Origin of the sequence: Methylomonas albis (genome assembly GCF_014850955.1) — a bacterium.
GTDB classification, from domain to species: domain Bacteria; phylum Pseudomonadota; class Gammaproteobacteria; order Methylococcales; family Methylomonadaceae; genus Methylomonas; species Methylomonas albis.
The window spans coordinates 1181161-1202669 of sequence record NZ_JACXSS010000001.1 but is presented as its reverse complement, the minus strand read 5'-3'; the positions used below and the strand labels follow the sequence as shown (position 1 = coordinate 1202669).

Annotated in this window: 18 protein-coding genes and 1 tRNA gene; 9 read left to right on the top strand and 10 right to left on the bottom strand. The window is 51.2% G+C overall.

The genetic code is table 11. The features are described from left to right. Positions 1–69 precede the first annotated feature (69 nt). The 5 genes from lon to EBA_RS05665 form a co-directional block, all read right to left on the bottom strand. On the bottom strand, positions 70–2487 hold the full coding sequence (gene lon / locus EBA_RS05685; protein WP_192373751.1) for an endopeptidase La: 2418 nt from the start codon (positions 2485–2487) through the stop codon (positions 70–72). Between the two features lie 176 nt (positions 2488–2663). Then, positions 2664–3938, bottom strand: a complete 1275-nt coding sequence (clpX, locus tag EBA_RS05680; protein WP_192373750.1) for an ATP-dependent Clp protease ATP-binding subunit ClpX — start codon at positions 3936–3938, stop codon at positions 2664–2666. A 103-nt stretch (positions 3939–4041) separates the two neighbouring features. Next, a complete protein-coding gene (gene clpP / locus EBA_RS05675; RefSeq protein WP_324615336.1) occupies positions 4042–4659 on the bottom strand; it encodes an ATP-dependent Clp endopeptidase proteolytic subunit ClpP in 618 nt (205 codons plus the stop codon). Positions 4660–4693: 34 nt separating this feature from the next. Beyond that, a complete protein-coding gene (gene tig / locus EBA_RS05670; RefSeq protein ID WP_192373749.1) occupies positions 4694–5989 on the bottom strand; it encodes a trigger factor in 1296 nt (431 codons plus the stop codon). 108 nt (positions 5990–6097) lie between these two features. Further along, a tRNA-Leu gene (locus tag EBA_RS05665) sits at positions 6098–6181 on the bottom strand. Positions 6182–6249: 68 nt separating this feature from the next. On the opposite strand from EBA_RS05665, the gene EBA_RS05660 reads away from it, so the two are divergent. After that, the gene (locus EBA_RS05660) at positions 6250–6708 is read left to right on the top strand and encodes a DUF192 domain-containing protein (protein WP_192373748.1); all 459 of its coding nucleotides are present in this window, start codon (positions 6250–6252) and stop codon (positions 6706–6708) included. A 4-nt stretch (positions 6709–6712) separates the two neighbouring features. On the opposite strand, the gene topA is transcribed toward EBA_RS05660, so the two are convergent. The 4 genes from topA to EBA_RS05640 form a co-directional block, all read right to left on the bottom strand. Next, the gene (gene topA, locus EBA_RS05655; RefSeq protein WP_192373747.1) at positions 6713–9034 is read right to left on the bottom strand and encodes a type I DNA topoisomerase; all 2322 of its coding nucleotides are present in this window, start codon (positions 9032–9034) and stop codon (positions 6713–6715) included. A gap of 16 nt (positions 9035–9050) precedes the next feature. Continuing rightward, on the bottom strand, positions 9051–9518 hold the full coding sequence (locus EBA_RS05650; RefSeq protein ID WP_192373746.1) for a DUF494 family protein: 468 nt from the start codon (positions 9516–9518) through the stop codon (positions 9051–9053). 8 nt (positions 9519–9526) lie between these two features. Next, a complete protein-coding gene (gene dprA, locus EBA_RS05645) occupies positions 9527–10624 on the bottom strand; it encodes a DNA-processing protein DprA (RefSeq protein WP_225615945.1) in 1098 nt (365 codons plus the stop codon). A gap of 68 nt (positions 10625–10692) precedes the next feature. After that, entirely contained in the window at positions 10693–11724 is a 1032-nt protein-coding gene (locus tag EBA_RS05640) for a LysM peptidoglycan-binding domain-containing protein (RefSeq protein WP_192373745.1), read from the bottom strand. A gap of 324 nt (positions 11725–12048) precedes the next feature. Between EBA_RS05640 and def the strand changes: the two genes are divergently transcribed. The 8 genes from def (at position 12049) to rpsI (ending at position 19727) form a co-directional block, all read left to right on the top strand. Further along, positions 12049–12555, top strand: coding sequence for a peptide deformylase (gene def, locus EBA_RS05635; protein WP_192373744.1), 507 nt, complete (start codon positions 12049–12051; stop codon positions 12553–12555). A 9-nt stretch (positions 12556–12564) separates the two neighbouring features. After that, entirely contained in the window at positions 12565–13491 is a 927-nt protein-coding gene (gene fmt / locus EBA_RS05630; RefSeq protein WP_192373743.1) for a methionyl-tRNA formyltransferase, read from the top strand. Beyond that, positions 13488–14783: a 16S rRNA (cytosine(967)-C(5))-methyltransferase RsmB gene (rsmB, locus tag EBA_RS05625; protein WP_192373742.1), complete on the top strand. Its 1296-nt coding sequence runs from the start codon at positions 13488–13490 to the stop codon at positions 14781–14783. The genes fmt and rsmB overlap by 4 nt, the downstream gene beginning before the upstream one ends. A 10-nt stretch (positions 14784–14793) precedes the next feature. Further along, complete coding sequence (locus tag EBA_RS05620; RefSeq protein WP_225615943.1) at positions 14794–15324, top strand: DUF4390 domain-containing protein; 531 nt, start codon at positions 14794–14796, stop codon at positions 15322–15324. Beyond that, a complete protein-coding gene (locus EBA_RS05615; RefSeq protein ID WP_192373740.1) occupies positions 15306–17462 on the top strand; it encodes a sensor histidine kinase in 2157 nt (718 codons plus the stop codon). The genes EBA_RS05620 and EBA_RS05615 overlap by 19 nt, the downstream gene beginning before the upstream one ends. After that, positions 17459–18820, top strand: a complete 1362-nt coding sequence (locus EBA_RS05610; RefSeq protein ID WP_192373739.1) for a sigma-54-dependent transcriptional regulator — start codon at positions 17459–17461, stop codon at positions 18818–18820. The genes EBA_RS05615 and EBA_RS05610 overlap by 4 nt, the downstream gene beginning before the upstream one ends. A gap of 73 nt (positions 18821–18893) precedes the next feature. Beyond that, positions 18894–19322, top strand: coding sequence for a 50S ribosomal protein L13 (rplM, locus tag EBA_RS05605; RefSeq protein ID WP_192373738.1), 429 nt, complete (start codon positions 18894–18896; stop codon positions 19320–19322). Positions 19323–19337: 15 nt separating this feature from the next. Continuing rightward, positions 19338–19727, top strand: a complete 390-nt coding sequence (rpsI, locus tag EBA_RS05600) for a 30S ribosomal protein S9 (protein ID WP_192373737.1) — start codon at positions 19338–19340, stop codon at positions 19725–19727. 76 nt (positions 19728–19803) lie between these two features. On the opposite strand, the gene ltrA is transcribed toward rpsI, so the two are convergent. Beyond that, positions 19804–21093 (bottom strand): group II intron reverse transcriptase/maturase, encoded by a 1290-nt coding sequence (ltrA, locus tag EBA_RS05595; protein ID WP_192373736.1) that lies wholly within the window; start codon positions 21091–21093, stop codon positions 19804–19806. Positions 21094–21509 lie beyond the last annotated feature (416 nt).

Here is a 21509-nt window from a genome sequence, read left to right as displayed (position 1 = left end):
AAGCGATGTCAAGCACTGAAGTCGGCGGAAGCCACGATTTGGATGGTTTCCGCCGATTCGACCCAACATTTAGTGCGCAACAACACCCGGTTTTTTTACCTCTGCCTTGGTGGAGGCAGTCTCACTTATTTCAGCCACCGGAATAGCTACAATCGGGGTGGGGATATGCTGTAGCGCCAACTCCAAAACTTCATCTATCCAACGGACACACTTAATCGCCAAATTGCGTTTGATGTTTTCGGGGATTTCCGCGAGATCCTTCTCGTTTTCCGCAGGAATCACTACAGTCGTAATGCCGCCGCGATGCGCCGCCAACAGCTTTTCTTTTAATCCGCCGATAGGCAGCACTTCCCCCCTCAGCGTGATCTCGCCGGTCATCGCTACATCCGCACGCACCGGAATTTTGGTCAGCGCGGAAATGATGGCAGTACACATCCCAATACCAGCGCTCGGTCCGTCTTTTGGCGTAGCACCTTCCGGAACATGGACATGAATATCGTTTTTCTGGAACACATCACTGTCGATACCCAAAATATTGGCTCGACTCCTGACAACCGTAACCGCCGCCTCAATCGACTCCTTCATCACATCGCCGAGCTTACCGGTCGCCAACTGTTTGCCCTTACCTGGCATCACTGCGGTTTCGATCGTCAGCAATTCGCCACCGACCTCGGTCCATGCCAAACCGGTAACCTGACCAATTTGGTCGTTATCTTCAGCCATACCGTAGCTAAACCGCCGCACACCAAGATATTTATCCAGCGTTTTTTCGGTAACCGAGATACGGCCTTTTCTGGATTTCAATAACAGGTCTTTGACGACTTTCCGACAAATTTTAGAAATTTCCCGCTCCAGTCCGCGAACACCGGCTTCCCGCGTGTAGTAGCGAACAATGTCCTTAACCGCTGATTCCGAGATATGAATTTCCGATTCGGCCAGACCATTATTTTTGATCTGCTTCGGAATTAAAAAGCGCATGGCTATGTTGACTTTTTCATCTTCGGTATAACCGGCCAGGCGGATAATTTCCATCCTGTCCATTAAGGCTGGCGGGATATTCATGGTATTCGCAGTAGCCACGAACATGACGTCGGATAAATCGAAATCGACTTCCAGATAATGATCCGAGAAAGTATGGTTCTGCTCGGGATCAAGGACTTCCAGCAACGCAGAAGCCGGATCACCGCGAAAATCCGCCGCCATTTTGTCGATCTCATCCAACAAGAACATCGGGTTGCGGGTTTTGATTTTCGACAAATTTTGCAGAATTTTGCCCGGCATCGAACCGATATAGGTACGTCTGTGCCCGCGTATTTCCGCTTCGTCTCTAACCCCGCCCAACGCCATCCGCACATACTTGCGATTGGTGGCCCGCGCAATCGACTGGCCAAGAGAGGTTTTACCAACCCCAGGAGGGCCGACCAAACACAGAATAGGCCCCTTCAACGCCTTCACTCGCTGCTGCACGGCAAGATACTCGAGTATCCGCTCTTTCACCTTATCCAGACCGTAATGTTCAGCTTCCAACACCTCTTCGGCGACTTTTAAATCATGCCGAACCTTGGTTTTCTTCTTCCAAGGCACGTTTACCATCCAATCGATGTAGTTGCGTACTACTGTCGCTTCTGCCGACATCGGCGACATCATTTTCAGCTTATTCAACTCGGCCGTCGCCTTGGTTTTGGCTTCGGCAGACATGCCGGCCGCAGCAATTTTCCTTTCCAGCTCTTCGATCTCGTTACTGGCTTCATCCATCTCGCCCAGCTCTTTTTGAATGGCTTTCATTTGTTCATTCAAATAGTATTCGCGCTGATTTTTTTCCATCTGCTTTTTAACGCGACCACGAATTTTCTTTTCCATTTCCAGAATATCGACTTCGCCTTCCATCAACGTCATCAAGTTTTCCAGACGTTTGGCGACATCCACCATTTCCAGCATCAGCTGTTTTTCTTCAACCTTTAACGCCATGTGGGCAGCCATGGTATCGGCTAAACGGCTAAGGTCGTCGATTCCGGCAAGCGAGTTCAAAACCTCAGGCGGAATTTTATTATTCAATTTCACATACTGATCGAACGAGTTAATCGCGGTACGCTGCAAAACGTCCGCTTCCTGCTCGGAAATGGATAACTCGTCACTCAACTCCACTACGCTGGCAGCGCAATAATTATCAACTTCTTGATATTTCGCCACGGAGCAGCGCTGACTACCCTCAACCAACACTTTCACAGTGCCGTCCGGCAATTTCAATAACTGTAAAATATTGGCCAGGGTGCCCACCTTGTACAAGTCATCAAACCCGGGCTCATCCACATCGGCCTGCTTCTGGGCAATCAATAACACTTGCTTATCTTGTTTAATCGCGGCATCAAGAGCATCGATTGACATGCCTCTACCAACAAACAATGGAATCACCATATGCGGATAGACCACCACGTCCCGTAAAGGCAAGACTGGAATTAATTCATCTTTGGTATTTGACTCGGTCATTTCATTTGCTCCCTTGAGCAGCTCAAAACAGTAGTTGTCATCCTATATGAGGATGAACTCCTAGAAAACAAGTATCTTTAATTTCGGGCAAAAAAAAAGGGGGCTTTACCAAAAAAGCCCCCTTTTTAATTTTACTATTTCGCCGGAATAACAAGCGGACGATCAAAACCCCAAACTTAAGCGTCCGAAGCCACCAGTTTTTGTTCAGCCTCGTACACCAAAATTGGCTCCGAATTACCCAGAATAACGTTCTCATCAATCACGACTTTCGATATTTTGTCGTTGGAAGGTAGTTCGTACATCGTATCCAACAACACGTTCTCGACTATCGTGCGCAATCCTCTGGCACCGGTTTTTCTTTCCATCGACTTACGCGCGATTGCCGACAAAGAATCATCTCTAAATTCCAGCTCCGCGCCTTCCATTTCAAACAAATGTTTATATTGTTTGATCAAAGCATTTTTAGGCTGAGTCAAAATCTGGATCAGCGCCGCTTCATCCAGCTCATCCAGAGTTGCAATAACCGGCAAACGACCGACAAACTCGGGAATCAAACCGTATTTGATTAAATCCTCGGAACGGACATCGGCAAAAATCTCACCGACGTTTCGCTTGTCATCTTTGGTTTTAACTTCAGCGGAGAAACCGATACCGCCTTTCTCAGTACGATGCTTAATAACCTTATCCAAACCGGCAAACGCACCGCCGACGATGAACAGAATATTTGCTGTGTTAACCTGCAAAAAGTCCTGCTGCGGATGTTTCCGACCACCTTGCGGCGGTACAGACGCAACAGTACCCTCAATCAGTTTCAACAAAGCCTGCTGCACACCTTCGCCGGATACGTCGCGAGTGATGGATGGATTATCGGATTTGCGGGAGATTTTATCGATCTCGTCGATATAAACGATACCGGTCTCCGCCTTTTCCACATCGTAATCGCATTTTTGCAGAATCTTCAAAATGATGTTTTCAACATCTTCACCGACATAACCCGCTTCAGTCAGCGTCGTGGCATCTGCTATGGTGAAAGGCACATCCAGCAATCTAGCCAAGGTTTCGGCCAACAAAGTTTTACCGGAACCGGTCGGCCCGATCAGCAAGATATTACTTTTCGCCAACTCGACTTCGTTCTTTTTACTGTTGCTGCGCAAGCGTTTGTAGTGATTGTAAACCGCTACCGCCAGGATTTTTTTTGCATTTTCCTGTCCGATTACATAACCATCCAACTCTTGCTTGATTTCCTTCGGTTTAGGCAGCGCACCGCCTGCCACCGACATCTCGTCTTCCAGCAACTCGTCTCGGATAATGTCATTGCACAATTCCACGCATTCGTCACAAACGTAAACGGATGGACCCGCAATCAGTTTCCTGACTTCATTTTGACTTTTACCGCAAAAAGAACAGTAAAGAAGCTTTTCATCGTCTTTACCTTTCTTGTCTCTACTCATAGACAGACTCCACCGTGATACATTGCCTCGTCATGGCGATAAAATATATCAAAAACTAACATTCAAATCACTCCGCACTCTTGACGAGGCTACGCGACACTTATCAAGCAGTACGACTAGTCAATACTTTGTCGATCAAACCGTAATCAACTGCTTGCTGAGAACTCAAAAAATTGTCTCGATCCGTATCCTGCTGAATTTTTTCCAGCGGTTGCCCGGTATGATGAGCCAGGATTTTATTCAATCGGTCACGGATAGCCAAAATCTCCCGTGCATGAATATCAAAATCCGACGCCTGGCCTTGAAAACCGCCCAAAGGTTGATGAATCATCACCCTGGAGTGCGGTAAGCAATAGCGTTTACCATTGGCACCACCCGCCAACAACAAAGCCCCCATGCTGGCGGCCTGACCGATACACATGGTGCTGACATCCGGTTTGATAAATTGCATGGTGTCATAAATCGACATCCCCGCTGTCACTGAGCCGCCGGGCGAATTGATATACAAATGAATATCTTTATCCGGATTTTCAGATTCCAAGAACAGCAATTGCGCTACCACCAAATTAGCCGAGTAATCTTCTACTTGGCCAACCAGAAAAATTACCCGTTCTTTCAGCAAACGGGAATAAATATCGTACGATCTTTCCCCACGGGCTGTTTGTTCAACCACTATAGGCACTAGACCGCCCGCCGCTTGCGGCGCCATCATTTCGCTCATCACATTTCGGTTAAACACGTTTAGCCCTCATTCGTTACTGTTTTTCCATGACATCATCAAAACCAACTGTTACGTCGGTGATTTTAGCCTGACTGACAATCCATGCAACAGCTTGATCCTCTAAAACCATCTGCTGCACATCATTCAGCCTGGCCTTGTCAGCATAATACCAGTTCACAACGTCTTCGGGGCGCTCATAACTCTTCGCCATATCATCAATGACCGCACGTACTTTATCGGCGTCCACCTTGATGTCATTCTTTTGAATGATTTCACCCAGAATCAAGCCCAAGGCTACTCGGCGCTTGGCCTGACCTTCAAACGCATCCCTGGGCAAATTCAGGTCTTCGAGCTTCAAACGCATGTTCTTCGCGCGCTCGGCGTAAGGCTTCATCAACTCTTGAATCTCTTGATCTATCAATGCATTAGGCATCGCGATAACGACGTTCTCGTACAAGGCATCCATCACTGCATTTTTTAACTTGTTTTTCAGGCCTTGGTTCAACTCTCTGTCCATGTTGGCGCGAACATCGGTACGGAAACTTGCCGCATCGCCGTCTTCAACACCATAAGCCTTGATAAATTCCGCATCGACGACTGGTAAAACCGGTTCTTCGATTTTAACCAACTCGATCTCAAACTCAGCAACCTTGCCGGCTAATTTTTCGCTGTTGTATTGCTCTGGGAAAGTAACTGAAAACGTTTTGGCGGCACCGACAACCAACCCTTTCAACTCATCTTCAAAGCCAGGAATCATTTGTTTGCCGCCGATTTCCACCTGGTAATTTTCGACCTTACCGTCGGTAAAATTCTCGCCATCGGCCACGCCCGAAAAATGAATGGTCACCCGATCCGCATCCTGAGACGCACGCTCGACGGCATTCCAAGTTTTCTTTTGCTGACGCAGTTTTTCTATCATGTTATCGACATCAGCCTCTTCCACAGTTGCGGAAGGACGATCGACCTTTAATTCACTGACACCGTCCAGAATGATCTCCGGATAGACTTCAAACTCTGCGATGTATTCAAAACCCTCAGCTTTCTCGGTCGGATGAATATGCGGATGACCGGCAGGATTCAAATCCTGTTGTTGCAGTGCTTCGAAATAAGTCGATTGAATTAAGTCGCCAGTTACTTCGTTTCTAACTCTATCGGCGTAAAGCTTTTTAACCATGCTCGCAGGGACTTTACCCGGACGGAAACCGTCCACTTTGACTTCGCGAGCGAGTTTTTTAAAGCGAGTTTCCATTTTTTCCTGAACCACGGCATCAGGAATACTAACAGTCATTTTTCGGCTTAACTCTGATGTCTTCTCGACAGAAACTTGCATTGCACTACCTCAAAAAATTAAAGATATGGTTTTATATTTTGGGAAGACCTGCCGGCGATGTTTAAATCTGGGGAACTTAAGGTCGTATCGTTATGAATAACGCAGAAATGGTGCGAGCGGGGAGACTCGAACTCCCACGGGGTTACCACTGGAACCTAAATCCAGCGCGTCTACCAATTTCGCCACGCTCGCTAAATAATTGAACGCGGCATTATAATCAGCCGCATCCTCAAAGACAACCTTATATTACTGACACCCGCATGCATCCTTATCTCTTTCGTTCTATTTTCGGCCTAGCCGTCCTTGCCACAATCAACAGCGCGGGCGCTTCGGCAAACGCGTTCACAGAGTTCAAACGCCAACTCACATTTATAGATCAACAACGTATCGTCTACGTGGCTATCGCCACCAACGAGAGCGAACGCGAACGCGGATTGATGTTTCGCCAGGAACTTGCCGCAGACCAAGGCATGTTATTTATCTATCCGGACCAAACACGCCGCGCACTGTGGATGAAAAACACCCTACTGGCATTGGATGTAGTGTTTTTATCGGGGGACGGCCGGATTACAGGGCTGTTAAAGGATATACAGCCCTGCACTAAAGACCCCTGTAGGATTTATGATTCTAAAGTGGCCGCCCGATACATGCTGGAACTACCTGCCGGCTTTATTGATAAGCACACCATCCAAGTCGGCCAAAAAGTGACGCTCCCTTAGAAACTCAAACCGGCCCGTTTACATCGTCCGGATCACCCTCGTATGGCGTTGCGTATTTGCACTCTTTCTGTGGGCAAACTTTTTCGGTCCCGCGCCGCTTGGTGGTTTTTAAGGTCAAAATCGGCCAATTGCAATCCGGGCAACTTTCCTTGATCGGCGCATCCCACAGAGCATAATCGCATTTCGGATATTCCGAGCATGAATAAAAAATCTTCCCGCTACGCGCTTTACGCTTCAGAATTGCGCCTTTTTTGCACTGCGGACATTCGACGCCGGTATCCGATGGCTTCTCCAACGGCTCGATGTGTTTGCATTTCGGATAGCCGCTACAACCGACAAACTTGCCGTAACGCCCGGTTTTGATCACCAGTGTTGACTCGCACTTTGGACATACCCGACCTTCGACAACTTCGGGCTCAGCCGACGCGGGCCCCGCATTGTCATCGCCCAAATTTCGGGTATAAGAACAAGTCGGATAATTGGTACAACCAATGAACCGGCCGTTGCGTCCCAAGCGAATCGACAGCGGACTGCCGCATTCCGGGCACTGCTCGTCAATGCTTTCCTGCGTCACGTCCTTGCGCTGCACACTCTCTTCTTTCTCGGTGATCAACTGCGTGAACGGTCGCCAGAAATCGTTCATCAACGGAATCCAGTCTTTCTCGCCGCGCGATACCGCATCCAGTTCGTCTTCGAGATTGGCAGTAAAGCTGTAATCAACGTATTTTGTAAAGTGCTCAGTCAAGAACTTGTTAACGATACGCCCCACATCGGTTGGATAAAACCGCTTGCTGTCTATCGTCACATATTCGCGGTTTTGCAAGGTCGAAATAATCGTCGCATAAGTGGACGGCCGGCCTATGCCGTGCTCTTCCAGCGCCTTAACTAAACTCGCCTCGCTATAACGCGGCGGCGGCTCGGTAAAATGTTGGGTTGCCGCAATCTCATTCAATACCACCGGCCGCCCCTCTTCCATTGGCGGCAACAGACTATCCTGATCATCGGCGGCTTCTTTACTGTCATCCACGCCTTCCAGATACACCTTCATGAAACCCGGATTAGTCACCGTGGAACCGGTGGCGCGGAACACGTTTTTATCACTGCCGCAATTTAGATCGACCGCCACCTGATTCAAAGTGGCGTGAATCATCTGGCAAGCGACTGTGCGCTTCCAGATCAAATCGTAGAGCTTGAACTGCTCGGCACTAAGCCGGTTTTTCACCTGCTCGGGCAAACGCCGCACCGAAGTGGGCCTGATGGCTTCATGCGCTTCCTGAGCGTTTTTAGATTTAGTCTTGAAACGGCGCGGCTCTTTTGGCACATCGTCAGCGCCGTATTTTTCCGCGATCAGCTCGCGAATATCGGCAAGCGCCTCTTCGGCCAGATTGACCGAATCGGTACGCATATAAGAGATCAAACCGACAGCTTCACCGCCCAGATCGATACCCTCGTACAACTGTTGCGCCACCATCATCGTCCGTTTGGTGGTAAAACCCAGCTTGCGGGCGGCTTCCTGCTGTAAGGTCGACGTGATAAACGGCGGCGCCGGATTTTTGCTGCGTTGCTTTTTCTCCAGCTTAGTGACGATCAATTGGCCGTCAGCTGCATCTAACAAGCTTTGTTTCACTTGATTGGCTTGCGCTTCGTCGGTAAAACTGAACTGATTCAGTTTTTCACCGCTGAAATGCGTTAGTCTGGCTTTGAACGGCAAGCCTTGCGCGCTGGCTTCTGCGGTATGCGACCAGTATTCACGGGTCTTGAAGGCTTCGATTTCCATTTCGCGTTCGACGATCATCCGCAAAGCAGGGCTTTGCACTCGACCAGCGGATAAACCTCGGCGGATTTTCTTCCACAGCAAAGGCGATAAATTGAAACCGACTAAATAGTCTAGCGCTCTACGTGCTTGTTGCGCATTGACCAGATTATTGGATAACTCAGTGGGGTGGGCGATCGCCTCGGTGACCGCCTTTTTGGTGATCTCATGAAATACCACTCGCAGTACTTCTTTGTTTTTTAAGAGCTTTTTTTCTTTAAGATGCTCAAAAACATGCCAGGAAATCGCCTCGCCTTCGCGATCAGGGTCAGTTGCCAGATATAGCGTATCGACGTTCTTAATGGCTTTGCCGATTTCTTGTAGATGTCGCTGATTGCGATCAATCACCTGGTATTTCATCGCAAAACCGTTTTCCGGGTCAACAGCCCCCTCTTTTGGAATCAAATCGCGGACGTGGCCGTATGAGGCTAGTACCTGAAAATCCTTACCCAGATACTTCTCTATGGTTTTGCATTTTGCCGGTGACTCTACAATGACTAAACTTTTGCTCATGCTGTCCGTAGAAAAATCAATGTAAAGAAGTAGGTATCAAATCGTAAACTATGTCTTCCATTCGGGAAAAAGCGGCACTATCGCCGGGTTGACTCAATAACACCATCAATACAATCCATTTCAACTTGTCCAGGGTAATGTTTTCGTCTTTCAAAGCCATGGCACGATCAATGGCGATTTCACGATTAATCGGCGTCAGGATGCCGCTGTGTTCGAGGTACATCAAAAAGTTGCGGCATTCCATATCGAATACGGCAATCTCCTGGCCGCTAAAAATGCGGAACGAAGAAGAAACCGCCGGTGTAATGCTCTCAATTTCGGCTAATGACTCCAGCCAATCGAACGCTTTATTGACATCAGGCTGCTGAAAACCCGCGTCCAGCAATTCGCTGGCAATCACGGCAGTATCCGGATAGTTATCGCTGTCGCCATCCAAATAATTTTCAAACAGATAAATGAGCACATCGAAAATATCTTCTTTCATTAGAACCTTTATTTGATTCGAAGGTAGCCACCACCGGCAAGCGCGGCAATGTAGCCCTGCAACTCCAGCACCAACAGCGTCGATGAAACTTCTTCCACCGACCAAGCGCTTTCCTGGACCAGAGTATCGACCGTTGTGGGGCTGTACGGAATCAATTTCAATAGATTTTGCTGCTCCAGGTCAAGCGAAGTCTGCGTTAAATCTGACTCAGCTCGCATATACTGTTGATTATAATGATCTAATTCTTCAAAAATATCTTGCGCGGTTTCCACCAATTTGGCGCCCTGGCGGATTAATGCATTGCAACCGCGCGCCAAAGGGTTATGAATCGAACCGGGAATCGCAAAAACTTCCCGATTCTGCTCCAGCGCCAAACGCGCAGTAATCAGCGATCCGCTTTGCTGGGCCGCCTCAACCACCAACAGCCCCACGCACAAACCACTGATGATTCGATTTCGCCTGGGAAAGTGATTGGCTTTGGCGTTGGTGCCGGGTGGAAACTCGGAGACCAGCGCGCCATGTTCAACGATTTGTGTGGCTAGCTGCTTATGGCAAGCCGGATAAACCCGATCCAAGCCGGTACCGGCCACGGCTATGGTCTGTCCGTTGACATTTAACGCGCCTTGGTGACTGGCGGCATCGATACCTAAAGCCAAACCACTGGTTACAGTAAAGCCCGCCGCAGCCAAAGCCTCTGCAAATTGAATCGCGGTGCTGACACCAACCGGCGAGGGATTGCGGCTACCGACCATCGCCATTTGCGGCTCAAGCAGCAATGCCGGATTGCCTTTGACAAATAATATGGGGGGAGGATTTGCGATTTCTCTCAGTTGCGCCGGATAGTCGGCATCGTCCAAGGTCAATGCATAATTTCCGGTTTGCTCCAACCAGCAAAGATCGTCTTCGACCTTTTGCCAATCCGGTTTTTGCAACGCGTCTATCAACTTTTCGCTGAAGCCCAAGCCACTTAACGTGGCACGCGACGCCGAGAATATCTGTTCAGGCTCAAGATGCGCCAGCAAGCGCTGAATAGCCTGGCTGCCGACGCCGGGACTACGCAGCATCGCCAGCCAGTATTTGATTTGCGGATTGAGTGTGGATTCCAAAACAGCTTAAAGGGTAAACCAGCTCGGTTTAAACCAACCCGATGGCAGGCCGCTTGCCCGGCACTCCATTAGGGCGTCTGCACCCTATCCAGAGTGTGCATCGCAGCCGTTGCCTTCATCACCAATGCATAGCTGACGCGCTCGAAGGGCCGAAACACCATCAACACACCGGCCAGTTCGTCCGGCATTTTCACCGGCACGGCCTGCTGAGATTGATACCTGTCCACGATGACATGCCCTCTACGGTACACATCCAAGGTATGCCCCACTTCCAAACCGTCCGCAGTACCTTTATCGATGACCACCACATCGTGTTGACCGATTTGTGACACCCCGCCCTTGACCTGAATAATGCTGCCCACCACCTGATGGTTGGGTGGCCTTGGAAAATAATTCAAGGCTAATTCACCCTCGGAAGTAGGCATCAAACGGTCGCCGCGTTGAATTTCCATGTCGGATTTATTAATCAGCAACGTAGCCGGGTCGCCCGGTTCTTGGAGTGTGGTATCGGCGATATATTGCGCCTCGTAGCCCAAAATCTCCCTGGTTACCGGACTGACATAAGCCTTACCCTGCCGGTAAATGGTGTAGCCCAGCCCCTCCGGGTTTTCGATTGCACGGACGTAAACGCCATCTCCAGCACCGGCGATCAAGTGCTCGCCGACAAAACCGATGACATAAGGCGCGCGCTGCAACTCTTCTGCGGTAACAACTTTCGGCGAATTCAAGAATTGCACGATCGCATCGCTAGGAATCATTTTAATAGCTTGATCAAGCTCCGACTCGCGTACTTGCGGCAGCAGTTTTTCTTCGTTGCCGTCCGGCGACAAACTCAGGCGGGGCTCGCCATTTACAAAAGAAAAGTACAGCGTGTCGCCCGGATAAATCCAATGCGGATCCTTGATTTGCTGGTTGTTATGCCATAGTTGCGGCCATTCCCAAGGATGCTGCAAAAATTTCCCGGAGATGTCCCACAGAGTATCGCCTTTTACCACCGTGTACTGCTCGGGGTGATTGGGGTTTATTTTCAGCTCATCGGCCCAAACCACTGCGGCAAAAACCAGTGGCATCAATATTCCCAGTATCGCGCGAAAAAACATAATTTATCCTGCCAGAGGCTATAAAACCGTTCAAAATCCACTAGACGAGCCGTCTAAACACAAGATCGGCAAGCCTCAACATCTTGTGTATCCTGCTTGGCCTTAAGTTGAAAAAATGCGTACAAATCTACAATCTATTTGCCGCACAGTTTAGATTAAATCGCACATTATGCCAGCACGCCCTGCTCTCGCCTAACCCAAGCCGGCACCATCTAGTGCTTCGTAACACTAGCACCATACACCGCGCGTATTTAGTCTTCACGTTCAAACTCGGGGCAATTTCGGATAAAATCGCACCATTACAGTTAGCAAGTGGAGTGTTGGGTGAGTATTCTTACAATTCTGGAGTTTCCCGATAAACGGCTGCGCACGGTCGCCGCCGAGGTGGACACAGTCGATGACCGCATCAAGACATTGGTCGATAACATGATCGAAACCATGTATGCCGCCAAGGGCGTAGGTTTGGCGGCAACCCAGGTCAACGTACATAAACGCGTGATCGTGATGGATGTCAGCGAAAACAAGGACGAACCGATCTGCCTGATCAATCCGCAAATCCTCGAACGCGACGGCGCCGAGGAATCCGAAGAAGGCTGTCTATCCGTACCCGGCTTTTTCGAAAAAGTCAGCCGTGCCGAACACATTAAAATCACGGCGCTAAACCGGGACGGCGAAAGCTTTGAAATGGAAGCGCGCGAACTGCTGGCGGTCTGCATTCAGCATGAAATGGATCATCTAGAAGGCAAACTATTTGTCGATTATCTATCGGCCTTCAAACGCAACCGCATCAAAGCCAAGCTGGATAAAATTCACAAGACGCAAGGCCTTTAAGGACATCCCATGAAAATCGTGTTCGCCGGTACGCCGGATTTTGCGGTTCCTACCTTGCAGACCTTGCTGGATTCCCCGCATCAAGTCTGCGCGGTGTATACTCAGCCCGACAGGCCAGCCGGCAGAGGCCGCAAGCTGGCCGCCAGCCCCATCAAGGCGTTGGCCTTGTCTGCCGACATTGCCGTCTATCAACCGGAAAACTTCAAAAGCGCCGAAGCTATTCAACAACTGGCAGCACTGGATGCCGACCTATTGGTGGTTGTCGCTTACGGCCTGATTCTGCCGCAAACGGTATTGGACATCCCCAAGCAAGGCTGTATCAATGTCCATGGCTCGCTGCTGCCACGCTGGCGCGGCGCGGCGCCGATTCACCGGGCAGTGATGGCTGGCGACACTAAAACCGGCATTACCATCATGCAAGTGGTAAAAAAACTCGATGCCGGCGACATGCTGTATAAAGCCGAATGCCCGATCGCCGCCGACGCCACCTCCAGCAGCCTACACGATCAATTGGCGCAAATGGGTGCCGAGGGCCTGCTTAAAGTGGTCGAACAAATCGCCAGCGGCTCGCTATATGCCGAACCGCAAGACGAAGCTCTGGTCACTTACGCTCACAAACTGGAAAAACAGGAATCGAACTTGGACTGGCAAAACTCCGCTGTAGAACTTGATCGTCAAGTGCGCGGCCTGAATGCCTGGCCGGTGGCGCAGACTCAGTACCAAGGCCAAGTGCTGCGCGTCTGGCGCAGCCAAGTGCTCGATAAAACCGCCGAGCAAGCCCCCGGCACCGTCAATTGCGCGGAACACGCGCTGGACGTCGCCACCGGCGACGGCGTATTACGCCTCTTGGAAGTACAACTCCCCGGCGGTAAACGCATAGCCGGCAAGGACTTTATGAATGCCCACCCCTCCGACCGCATTATCCTTGGCCTATGAATCTGCGCGGCTGCTCGGCACAGATACTCGCTCACGTCCTTAACGACGGCCAATCGCTGACCGCCGCACTGGAATATGGCCTACCCAAACTCAAGGACAGTAAAGACCGGGCTTTCGTCCAAGCCTTGTGTTACGGCGTGATCCGCCATTATTACGCATTGGATTTCATGCTGGGTCGCCTGCTCAGCAAGCCGCTAAAGCAAAAAGATGGCGACATTAAAGCCTTGCTGTTGGTCGGTCTGTATCAATTACAACATATGCGGGTTAAATCGCACGCCGCCGTCTCAGAAACGGTAGCCGCCACCAGCCACAAACCTTGGGCTAAATCCTTGGTTAACGCCATACTCAGACAATATTTGCGCGACACCGAAGCCTTACAACAAGCCTGTACTGCGGACAACCAAGCCCACTACAATCACCCGAACTGGATTGTGGATCTACTAAAGCGCGACTGGCCGGAGCATTACGAAAAAATTCTGCACGCCGACGATCAAGCACCGCCAATGGCCTTGCGCGTCAACCTGCTGCAAGGCAGCCGAATCGCGTATCTTGACGAACTAACTGCGCAAGGCATCGCCGCCCAGCCGGTAGACTGTTGCGAGACGGCAATACGGCTTGACCAAGCTTTGGCTGTCGAGCAATTGCCGGCGTTTACTCAGGGCCGCGTGTCGGTACAGGATACTGCCGCACAACTGGCGGCGGAACTACTCGATACGCAGCCCGGCCATCAGGTACTGGATTTATGCGCAGCACCAGGCGGCAAGACCGCCGCTATTTTGGAGCGCCAACCCGCCTTGGCCGGACTGTTGGCGATCGATGTCGATCAACACCGCCTGCAACGGGTGACAGACAATTTGCAGCGCTTAAACTTGCACGCCGAAACCTTGGCTGCCGACGCCAGTCAAGCTGCTCCATGGGCTGACGACCGCCGATTCGACCGGATACTGCTGGACGCACCCTGCTCCGGCTTCGGGGTGATTCGCCGCCATCCCGACATCAAGTTGCTACGCCGCCTCGATGATATTGCCGCCCTGCAAACCCTGCAAGCCAAGATTCTTGATAACGCCTGGCATTTACTAAAACCCGGCGGCATCTTGCTGTACGCCACTTGCTCAGTGTTGAAACAGGAAAACGAGGAGCAAATCGCCGCATTCCTTGCCCAACACACTGATGCCAGCGAAATCCATATCGACGCGCATTGGGGCATGTCCCGCCCGCACGGCCGACAAATCGTCACCGGCGACCGGCAAATGGACGGCTTTTATTATGCCAAGCTGTCTAAAGCCGCTTAGGTACGGACTGTTGCTACTCTGCCTGCAAATCGCGCCAGGCATTGCTGAAGGTGGCGATTACGCTGCCCGGATCGAGTATGCCGAGTTGCAATCCGCTGATCGCGGATATACCGTTCAGGCCCATATCGATTACCGGCTCAGCCCGACCGCCAAGGAAGCGTTGCATAAAGGCGTGCCGCTGGCCTGGGATGTCACCATCGAGCTGCGCGAACCCGGCGTGCTGTGGGACACGGTAATCCATAGCCGCAAGCTGACTTACAGTTTGCAATTCCATGCGCTGTTAAACCAATATGCGGTGCAAACCCCGTTCGACCGCAGCGAAATGTTTTTAACCTTGAGTGCCGCAACAAATTTCATGGCTGCCGTACATGACAGCACGCTAATCCCAGCCAAACTGTTGACGGCGGGCAAACCTTACTTACTGGCGGTAAAAACTCAGTTCAACCGCGAACGTCTGCCTATCCCATTGCGACCGCTCGCCTATCTCGATAATCGCTGGTTTCTCTCTAGCGCATGGTATACATGGCCTATTCAAAAATAAAATTACCGGCCAGCGCCACGATCATTATTCTGTTCGGCTTCGTATTACTGTCGCTGCAATTGATGAGCAGCGCCACTCAGGAATCGTCGGAACTCGGCGAAATGTATTCCTGGCTGTTGGTAATCAACACGCTGGGATCGGTGATTTTGCTCGGCTTGGTCGCGTTCAACACCTATTCGCTGGTGCGCGAGCTAAAGAAAAAAGAAGCCGGCTCCCGGCTTACCACGCGAATGGTCTCCTTGTTCGTATTGCTGGCCTTGGCGCCCGCGGCGATCGTGTTTTATTTCTCTGTACAATTCCTGCATCAAGGTATCGACAGCTGGTTTAACGTCGAAATCGACCGGGCCATGGACGATGCGCTGGAGTTGAGCCAATCCTCGCTAAATCAGCGCATGACCTGGCATATCAAACAAACCAAGCAAATGGCCGATCAACTCCGCGACAAGTCAGAAGCTTTGATCGCGATGGAAGTTGGCTCACTGTGGGGAGACTCCGGAGCGCTGGAGATAGCGGTATTTTCCAACCAAGGCCGGGTATTAGCCTCCAGCAGCATCAATCCCAGTGATATTTTGCCGCATTTGCCTGACGAACAAATCTGGCTGCTGCTACGACAGAATAAGGAGTATTTTGCGTTCGACCCCGGCGATAACGATGAAATGCTGGTACGTATCATCGTCGCTATCGAAGCCGATCAAAGCCGGTTTTTACAAGTCTTGTATCCGATTCCGGTGCGCGTAACTGACTTGGCCGACTCAATCGAATTTGCCTTCATCCGCTATCAGGAAATGAATTTCCTGCGCGATTCGCTGAAAACCAGCTTCTCGCTGATCCTATTGCTGGTCTTGCTGCTCAGCCTGCTAGCAGCCATTTGGGTAGCTTTCATCAGCATTCGCAACATCGTCGCACCTGTGAAAGAACTGGTAAAAGGCACTCAAGCGGTCGCCGACGGCGATTACCAGCAGCAACTACCGGTAATGAGCCAGGATGACTTGGGCTTTTTGGTGGAATCCTTCAACCAGATGACCCGGCGTATCGCCCGTTCTCGCGACGAAACCCGCGCCGCCGGCCTGGAAGTGGAAAACCAGCGTGCCTACCTGGAGACCATCCTGGCCAATTTGACCGCCGGCGTGATCAGCTTTGACGCAGCCTTTTACATCCGCACCGCCAATCAGGCCGCGTACCGGATTTTGCACATTCCGGTCAGCCATTTCGTCGGGGAGACTTTGTCGACCCTGGCAACAATGCACCGCGAACTGGCAGACGTGCTAAACGCGATCCAAGGACTACTGGAAAAAGCCGACGACATCTGGGAGCAACGCATCGTCTTTCTCGGCCCCAACGGCCGTCAGGAACTGTTGTGCCGGGGTACGCCGCTATTCTCGCAGCACGGAGCTCGTACCGGCGCAGTCGTGGTATTCGACGACGTCACCGACCTGATTCAGGCACAAAAAAACGCGGCCTGGGGCGAAGTCGCGCGGCGTCTGGCGCATGAAATTAAAAACCCGTTGACACCGATTCAGCTCTCCGCCGAACGCTTGCAGCACAAGCTCTCCAAGGAATTACAGGACGGTTCCGCCGAATTTCTACAACGCGGCACCCGCACCATCGTGCAGCAGGTGGAAGCGATGAAACGCATGGTGGACGACTTTTCCGAGTATGCCCGCCCTTCCAAAAAACAGGTGGAAAAAATCAATCTGGTCGATCTGATTCAGGAAGTCATGGCTTTGTACCTGCCGTCCGGCATCATTTTCAGCACGGCATTTGCCAGCGGCAGAGTACTGGTCGAGGCTGATCCGGTCAGCCTGCGTCAGGTGTTGCATAATCTGATCAAAAACGCACAGGAGGCAGCCACCGCACCCTGCCGCATCGAAATAAAAATCGCCAAGGTCAGCCGCAACAACACCGATTATGTCGAATTGGGCATCTACGATAACGGCAATGGCCTGAACGCGGAACAAATTGAAACCATTTTCGATCCCTACGTGACCAGCAAAGCCAAAGGCACCGGCTTGGGCTTGGCTATCGTCAAAAAGATCGTCGAGGAACACGGCGGGGTGATTTGGGTGGATACGTCTTATAATGGCGGCGCGGGGTTTTTACTCCAGCTGCCGGTTTTTGAATTTGGGAACTTTAAATGAATAAGCAAGCACCTTACATAATGGTGGTAGACGACGAGCAGGACATTCGTCAATTGGTGTCTGAAATTCTAGAGGATGAAGGTTACGATGTAGCCATGGCGGAAAACGCCACGGAAGCCAAAGCGCTTAAAAATCAGCGTCAGCCCAATCTAATTCTGCTAGACATCTGGATGCCTGACAGCGACGGCATCACCCTGCTGCGGGAATGGGTTAGCGAAGACGATGCGCTATGCCCGGTGATCATGATGTCCGGCCATGCCTCGGTGGAATCGGCGGTAGAAGCGACTCGGCTTGGCGCTTACGACTTTTTGGAAAAACCCCTATCCTTGGCCAAATTGCTGCTGATCGTCGAACGTGCGCTGGAAACCAGCTCATTACAACGCGAAAACGCCGGTTTGAAACAACAGCTGATGATAGGCGTGGATCCGGTCGGTAAAAGTGCAGTGGTGGAACGCACCAAAGACAAATTGAAACGGCTGGCACAACACGACGCCCGAGTATTGTTCGTGGGCGAAGCCGGTGTCGGTAAGGAAATGTTCGCCCGCTATTTGCACAACAATAGTTCACGGCGCGACGGCTCCTTTGTCGATGTGTCGGTCGGCAGTATCTCCCCGGAAAACTCTGCAGTGGAGTTTTTCGGCCGTGAAGACAACGGTCGGGTTTATCGAGGCCTACTGGAACAAGCCCATCGCGGCACACTGTTCCTCGGCGAAATCGGCGGCATGGACCCGGAAACCCAAACCCGCTTGCTTAGCGCGCTGGAATCCAGTTCGTTTCTGCGGGTTGGCGGCAGCCAGGCGGTGCGCGTCGATGTGCGTGTCGTCGCGTCCACCCGCATGTCTTTGGAAGAAGAAGTCAACAGCGGCCGCTTCCGCCAGGATCTTTATTACTTGTTGAATGTGGTCACGCTAGAGATTCCGCCGTTACGCGAACACAGCGAAGACGTACCCAGCTTGTTGAATTTTTACGTCGATCATTTCGTTACTCAAGAAAAGCTGCCGTTCCGGCGCTTCTCGATGGCAGCACAAAATTATTTGCGTAATTACAGCTGGCCAGGTAATGTGCGCGAATTGCGTAATCTGGTGCAACGTCTGATGATACTGGGTGCCGGCGACGATATTGAACTCGACGAAGTAAAAACCGCACTAGGATCGATAGCCGAACAACCTAAGCTAGGCCTGAATGTACCGGAGTTTTTCAATTTGCCGCTGAAGGAAGCTCGAGACCATTTTGAAAAATCCTACCTGGAATATCATTTCGAAAAAACCGGCGGCAGCGTCGCCAAACTGGCATCGGCTATCGGCATGGAACGTACGCATTTGTACCGAAAACTACATTCCCTGAAAATTAAGCTTTAATTGGACTTGATGTTACAAGCCCTATTAAGTACAATTCACGGTTTTTATAGCCCCAAAAGACTAAAAAGCAAAGATGAAAACATTTAGTGCAAAGCCCGCAGAAGTTAAGCGCGATTGGTACGTGATTGATGCAGAAGGAAAGACATTAGGTCGCCTTGCTACTGAAATTGCACGACGTCTTCGCGGAAAACACAAACCCGAATTCACACCACACGTTGACACCGGCGATTACATCATCGTCATTAACGCCGAAAAAGTTGGCGTTACCGGCAACAAAGAAAAAGACAAAATGTATTATCACCATACTGGTTATGTCGGTAACATGAAGTCAACTTCTTTAGGCAAGTTAAGACAAACTTTTCCGGACAGAATCATCACCACCGCCGTTCAAGGCATGCTGCCCAAAAATCCATTGGGCCGTGCAATGTTCAAAAAATTGAAAGTTTACGCAGGTTCTGAGCATAGTCATCAATCTCAGCAACCTAAAGTTTTAGAATTCTAAGTAGGTAGATAGTTTATGGCAGCTCAATACTACGGAACAGGTCGTCGCAAAAGCGCAATCGCTCGCGTCTACGCCACCATCGGTTCAGGACAATTCACTATCAACAAACTTCCTGTTGAGCAATATTTCGGCCGCAAAACCGACGAGATGATTGCCAGACAACCATTGGAATTGTTGGGCAAAACCAGTGATTTCGACGTCAACATCATCGTTTGCGGTGGCGGCCCTTCAGGCCAAGCTGGCGCGATTCGTCACGGCCTGACTCGTGCGTTGATGGTTTTCGACGAAGCATTGAGACCATCGCTGAGAAAAGCCGGTTATGTTACTCGCGACGCTCGCGAAGTCGAACGTAAAAAAGTCGGCTTGCATAAAGCCAGAAAACGTCCTCAATACTCAAAACGTTAAGCGTTTCTTATTGGGAATCGGGTAAGGGCGAGTTTCTCTCTCGCCCTCCCCACACCACCTAGCATGCGGGTCCGCACTAGGCGGTTGAAACAGGGTAATGAAAACGTACCCACTGGTCTTTGATCGACACCAAGCCCTGCGCTTTTAACCACTCGTTGTTCATCGCCATCTGCGTAATCGGTGTCCGCGACATGGCGTAAGGCCCTTTCGAGCTCACGCCGGTTTTAATCGCTTCCTTCAGGCTGACGCCCAAACTGACCAGATGGCTGATCTTGGTGCGCGGCCACCGCCACTGTTTCCAGTAGCAACAGCGCATGCGCCGCCGTAGCCATTCGTCCAGCTCGGGAACTGGCCGGTAATATTCCGATAACGCAAAGTAGTTCATCCAACCCACGATATAGCGTCGCAATTCGCGGTAGCGGTAAGCCAGGCTGACGCCCCACGAGCGCCCCGTGAGTTGTTTGATCCGATGTTTAAAGCGGTGTAACGCTTTGTCGCTCCAGACGATTTTGTTGCCTCGGAAGCAGAACCCGAGAAACTCCAGTTCGTTGCTGGTACAGATACGACTTTTGTTGAGATTGACGTGCAGTTTCAACCGCTGTTCCAGAAACCGTGTGACGTTGGCCTGCACCCGTTGCGCCGCCCGCAGGCTGCGCACGCAGATAACGAAGTCATCGGCGTAACGGGCAAAACGGTGGCCGCATTGATGCAGGTAGACGTCCAATTCGTGCAATACGACGTTAGCCAGCAACGGCGATAGCGGACCACCTTGGGGAACACCCTTCGGGGTCGCTTGCCATTGCTCGTTTTCGATGACGCCGGTGCGCAAATAACGACCGATCAGTTGCAACACCCGCTTGTCGCGGATGCGTTGGCTGAGCAGCCGCATCAACACATCGTGATTGACGTTGTCGAAGAAGGCAGCCAAATCGATGTCCACCACCATCCGGTATTTCGCTCGAATATAGTCGCGCACTTGCCGGATGGCTTGGTGAGCGTTACGTCCGGGACGGAAACCGTAGCTGTTGTGGCTGAACTCGCGCTCGAAGTGCGGCGCGAGCTGTTGCGCGATGGCTTGCTGGATGACGCGGTCGGCGATTGTGGGGATGCCCAACGGCCGTTTATCGCCGTTGGGTTTGGGTATCCACACCCGCCGGACCGCTTCCGGTTGGTAGTCGCCGCTCATCAATTGGGCCTTGATGGTCGGCCAATGTTGTTGCGCCCAAGCCGGAAAATCCGCCACGGCTATTGCATCAACTCCGGCCGCGCCCTTGTTCGCCTTCACGCGCTTCCAGGCGCGTTGCAGGTTGTCGCGGGCGACGATGGTCTCCAGTAAAGATTGTTCCAAGGCGTGCACGGTTGTCATACGCCAGCACTCACTTCCCGCGGGTCGCAGGCTCCGTCAATACCGAGTCTGACAAGGCGCTGCCCTGTCCTGTTTCTTTGGTCCTTCGCGCCGCCGGCAATCCCGCCGCCAAAGCTACTATGACCGCTGCTGACTTCTGAAACGTCACACACCGCATGGCTACGATGCGCGCTGCTCTTCAAGAGCCGCTGGCGTCTCAGATCTCCCCAGATAAGAACATGAACTGTCACGACACAACCGCCGGATTTACTGTACAGCGCGAATTCATGGCCTTCGTTGTCCTGTGCCAACTCGACCCTGCTGCTCAGCCTTATATCCGATTTCTGTTCGTCGGCTCGTCGTTTTGCACTTAGGCTTCCTTCAGACAATCCCTCGCGGGCTTGCCTTTGCCTTCGGCTAGTCGTTATGATCGCTAA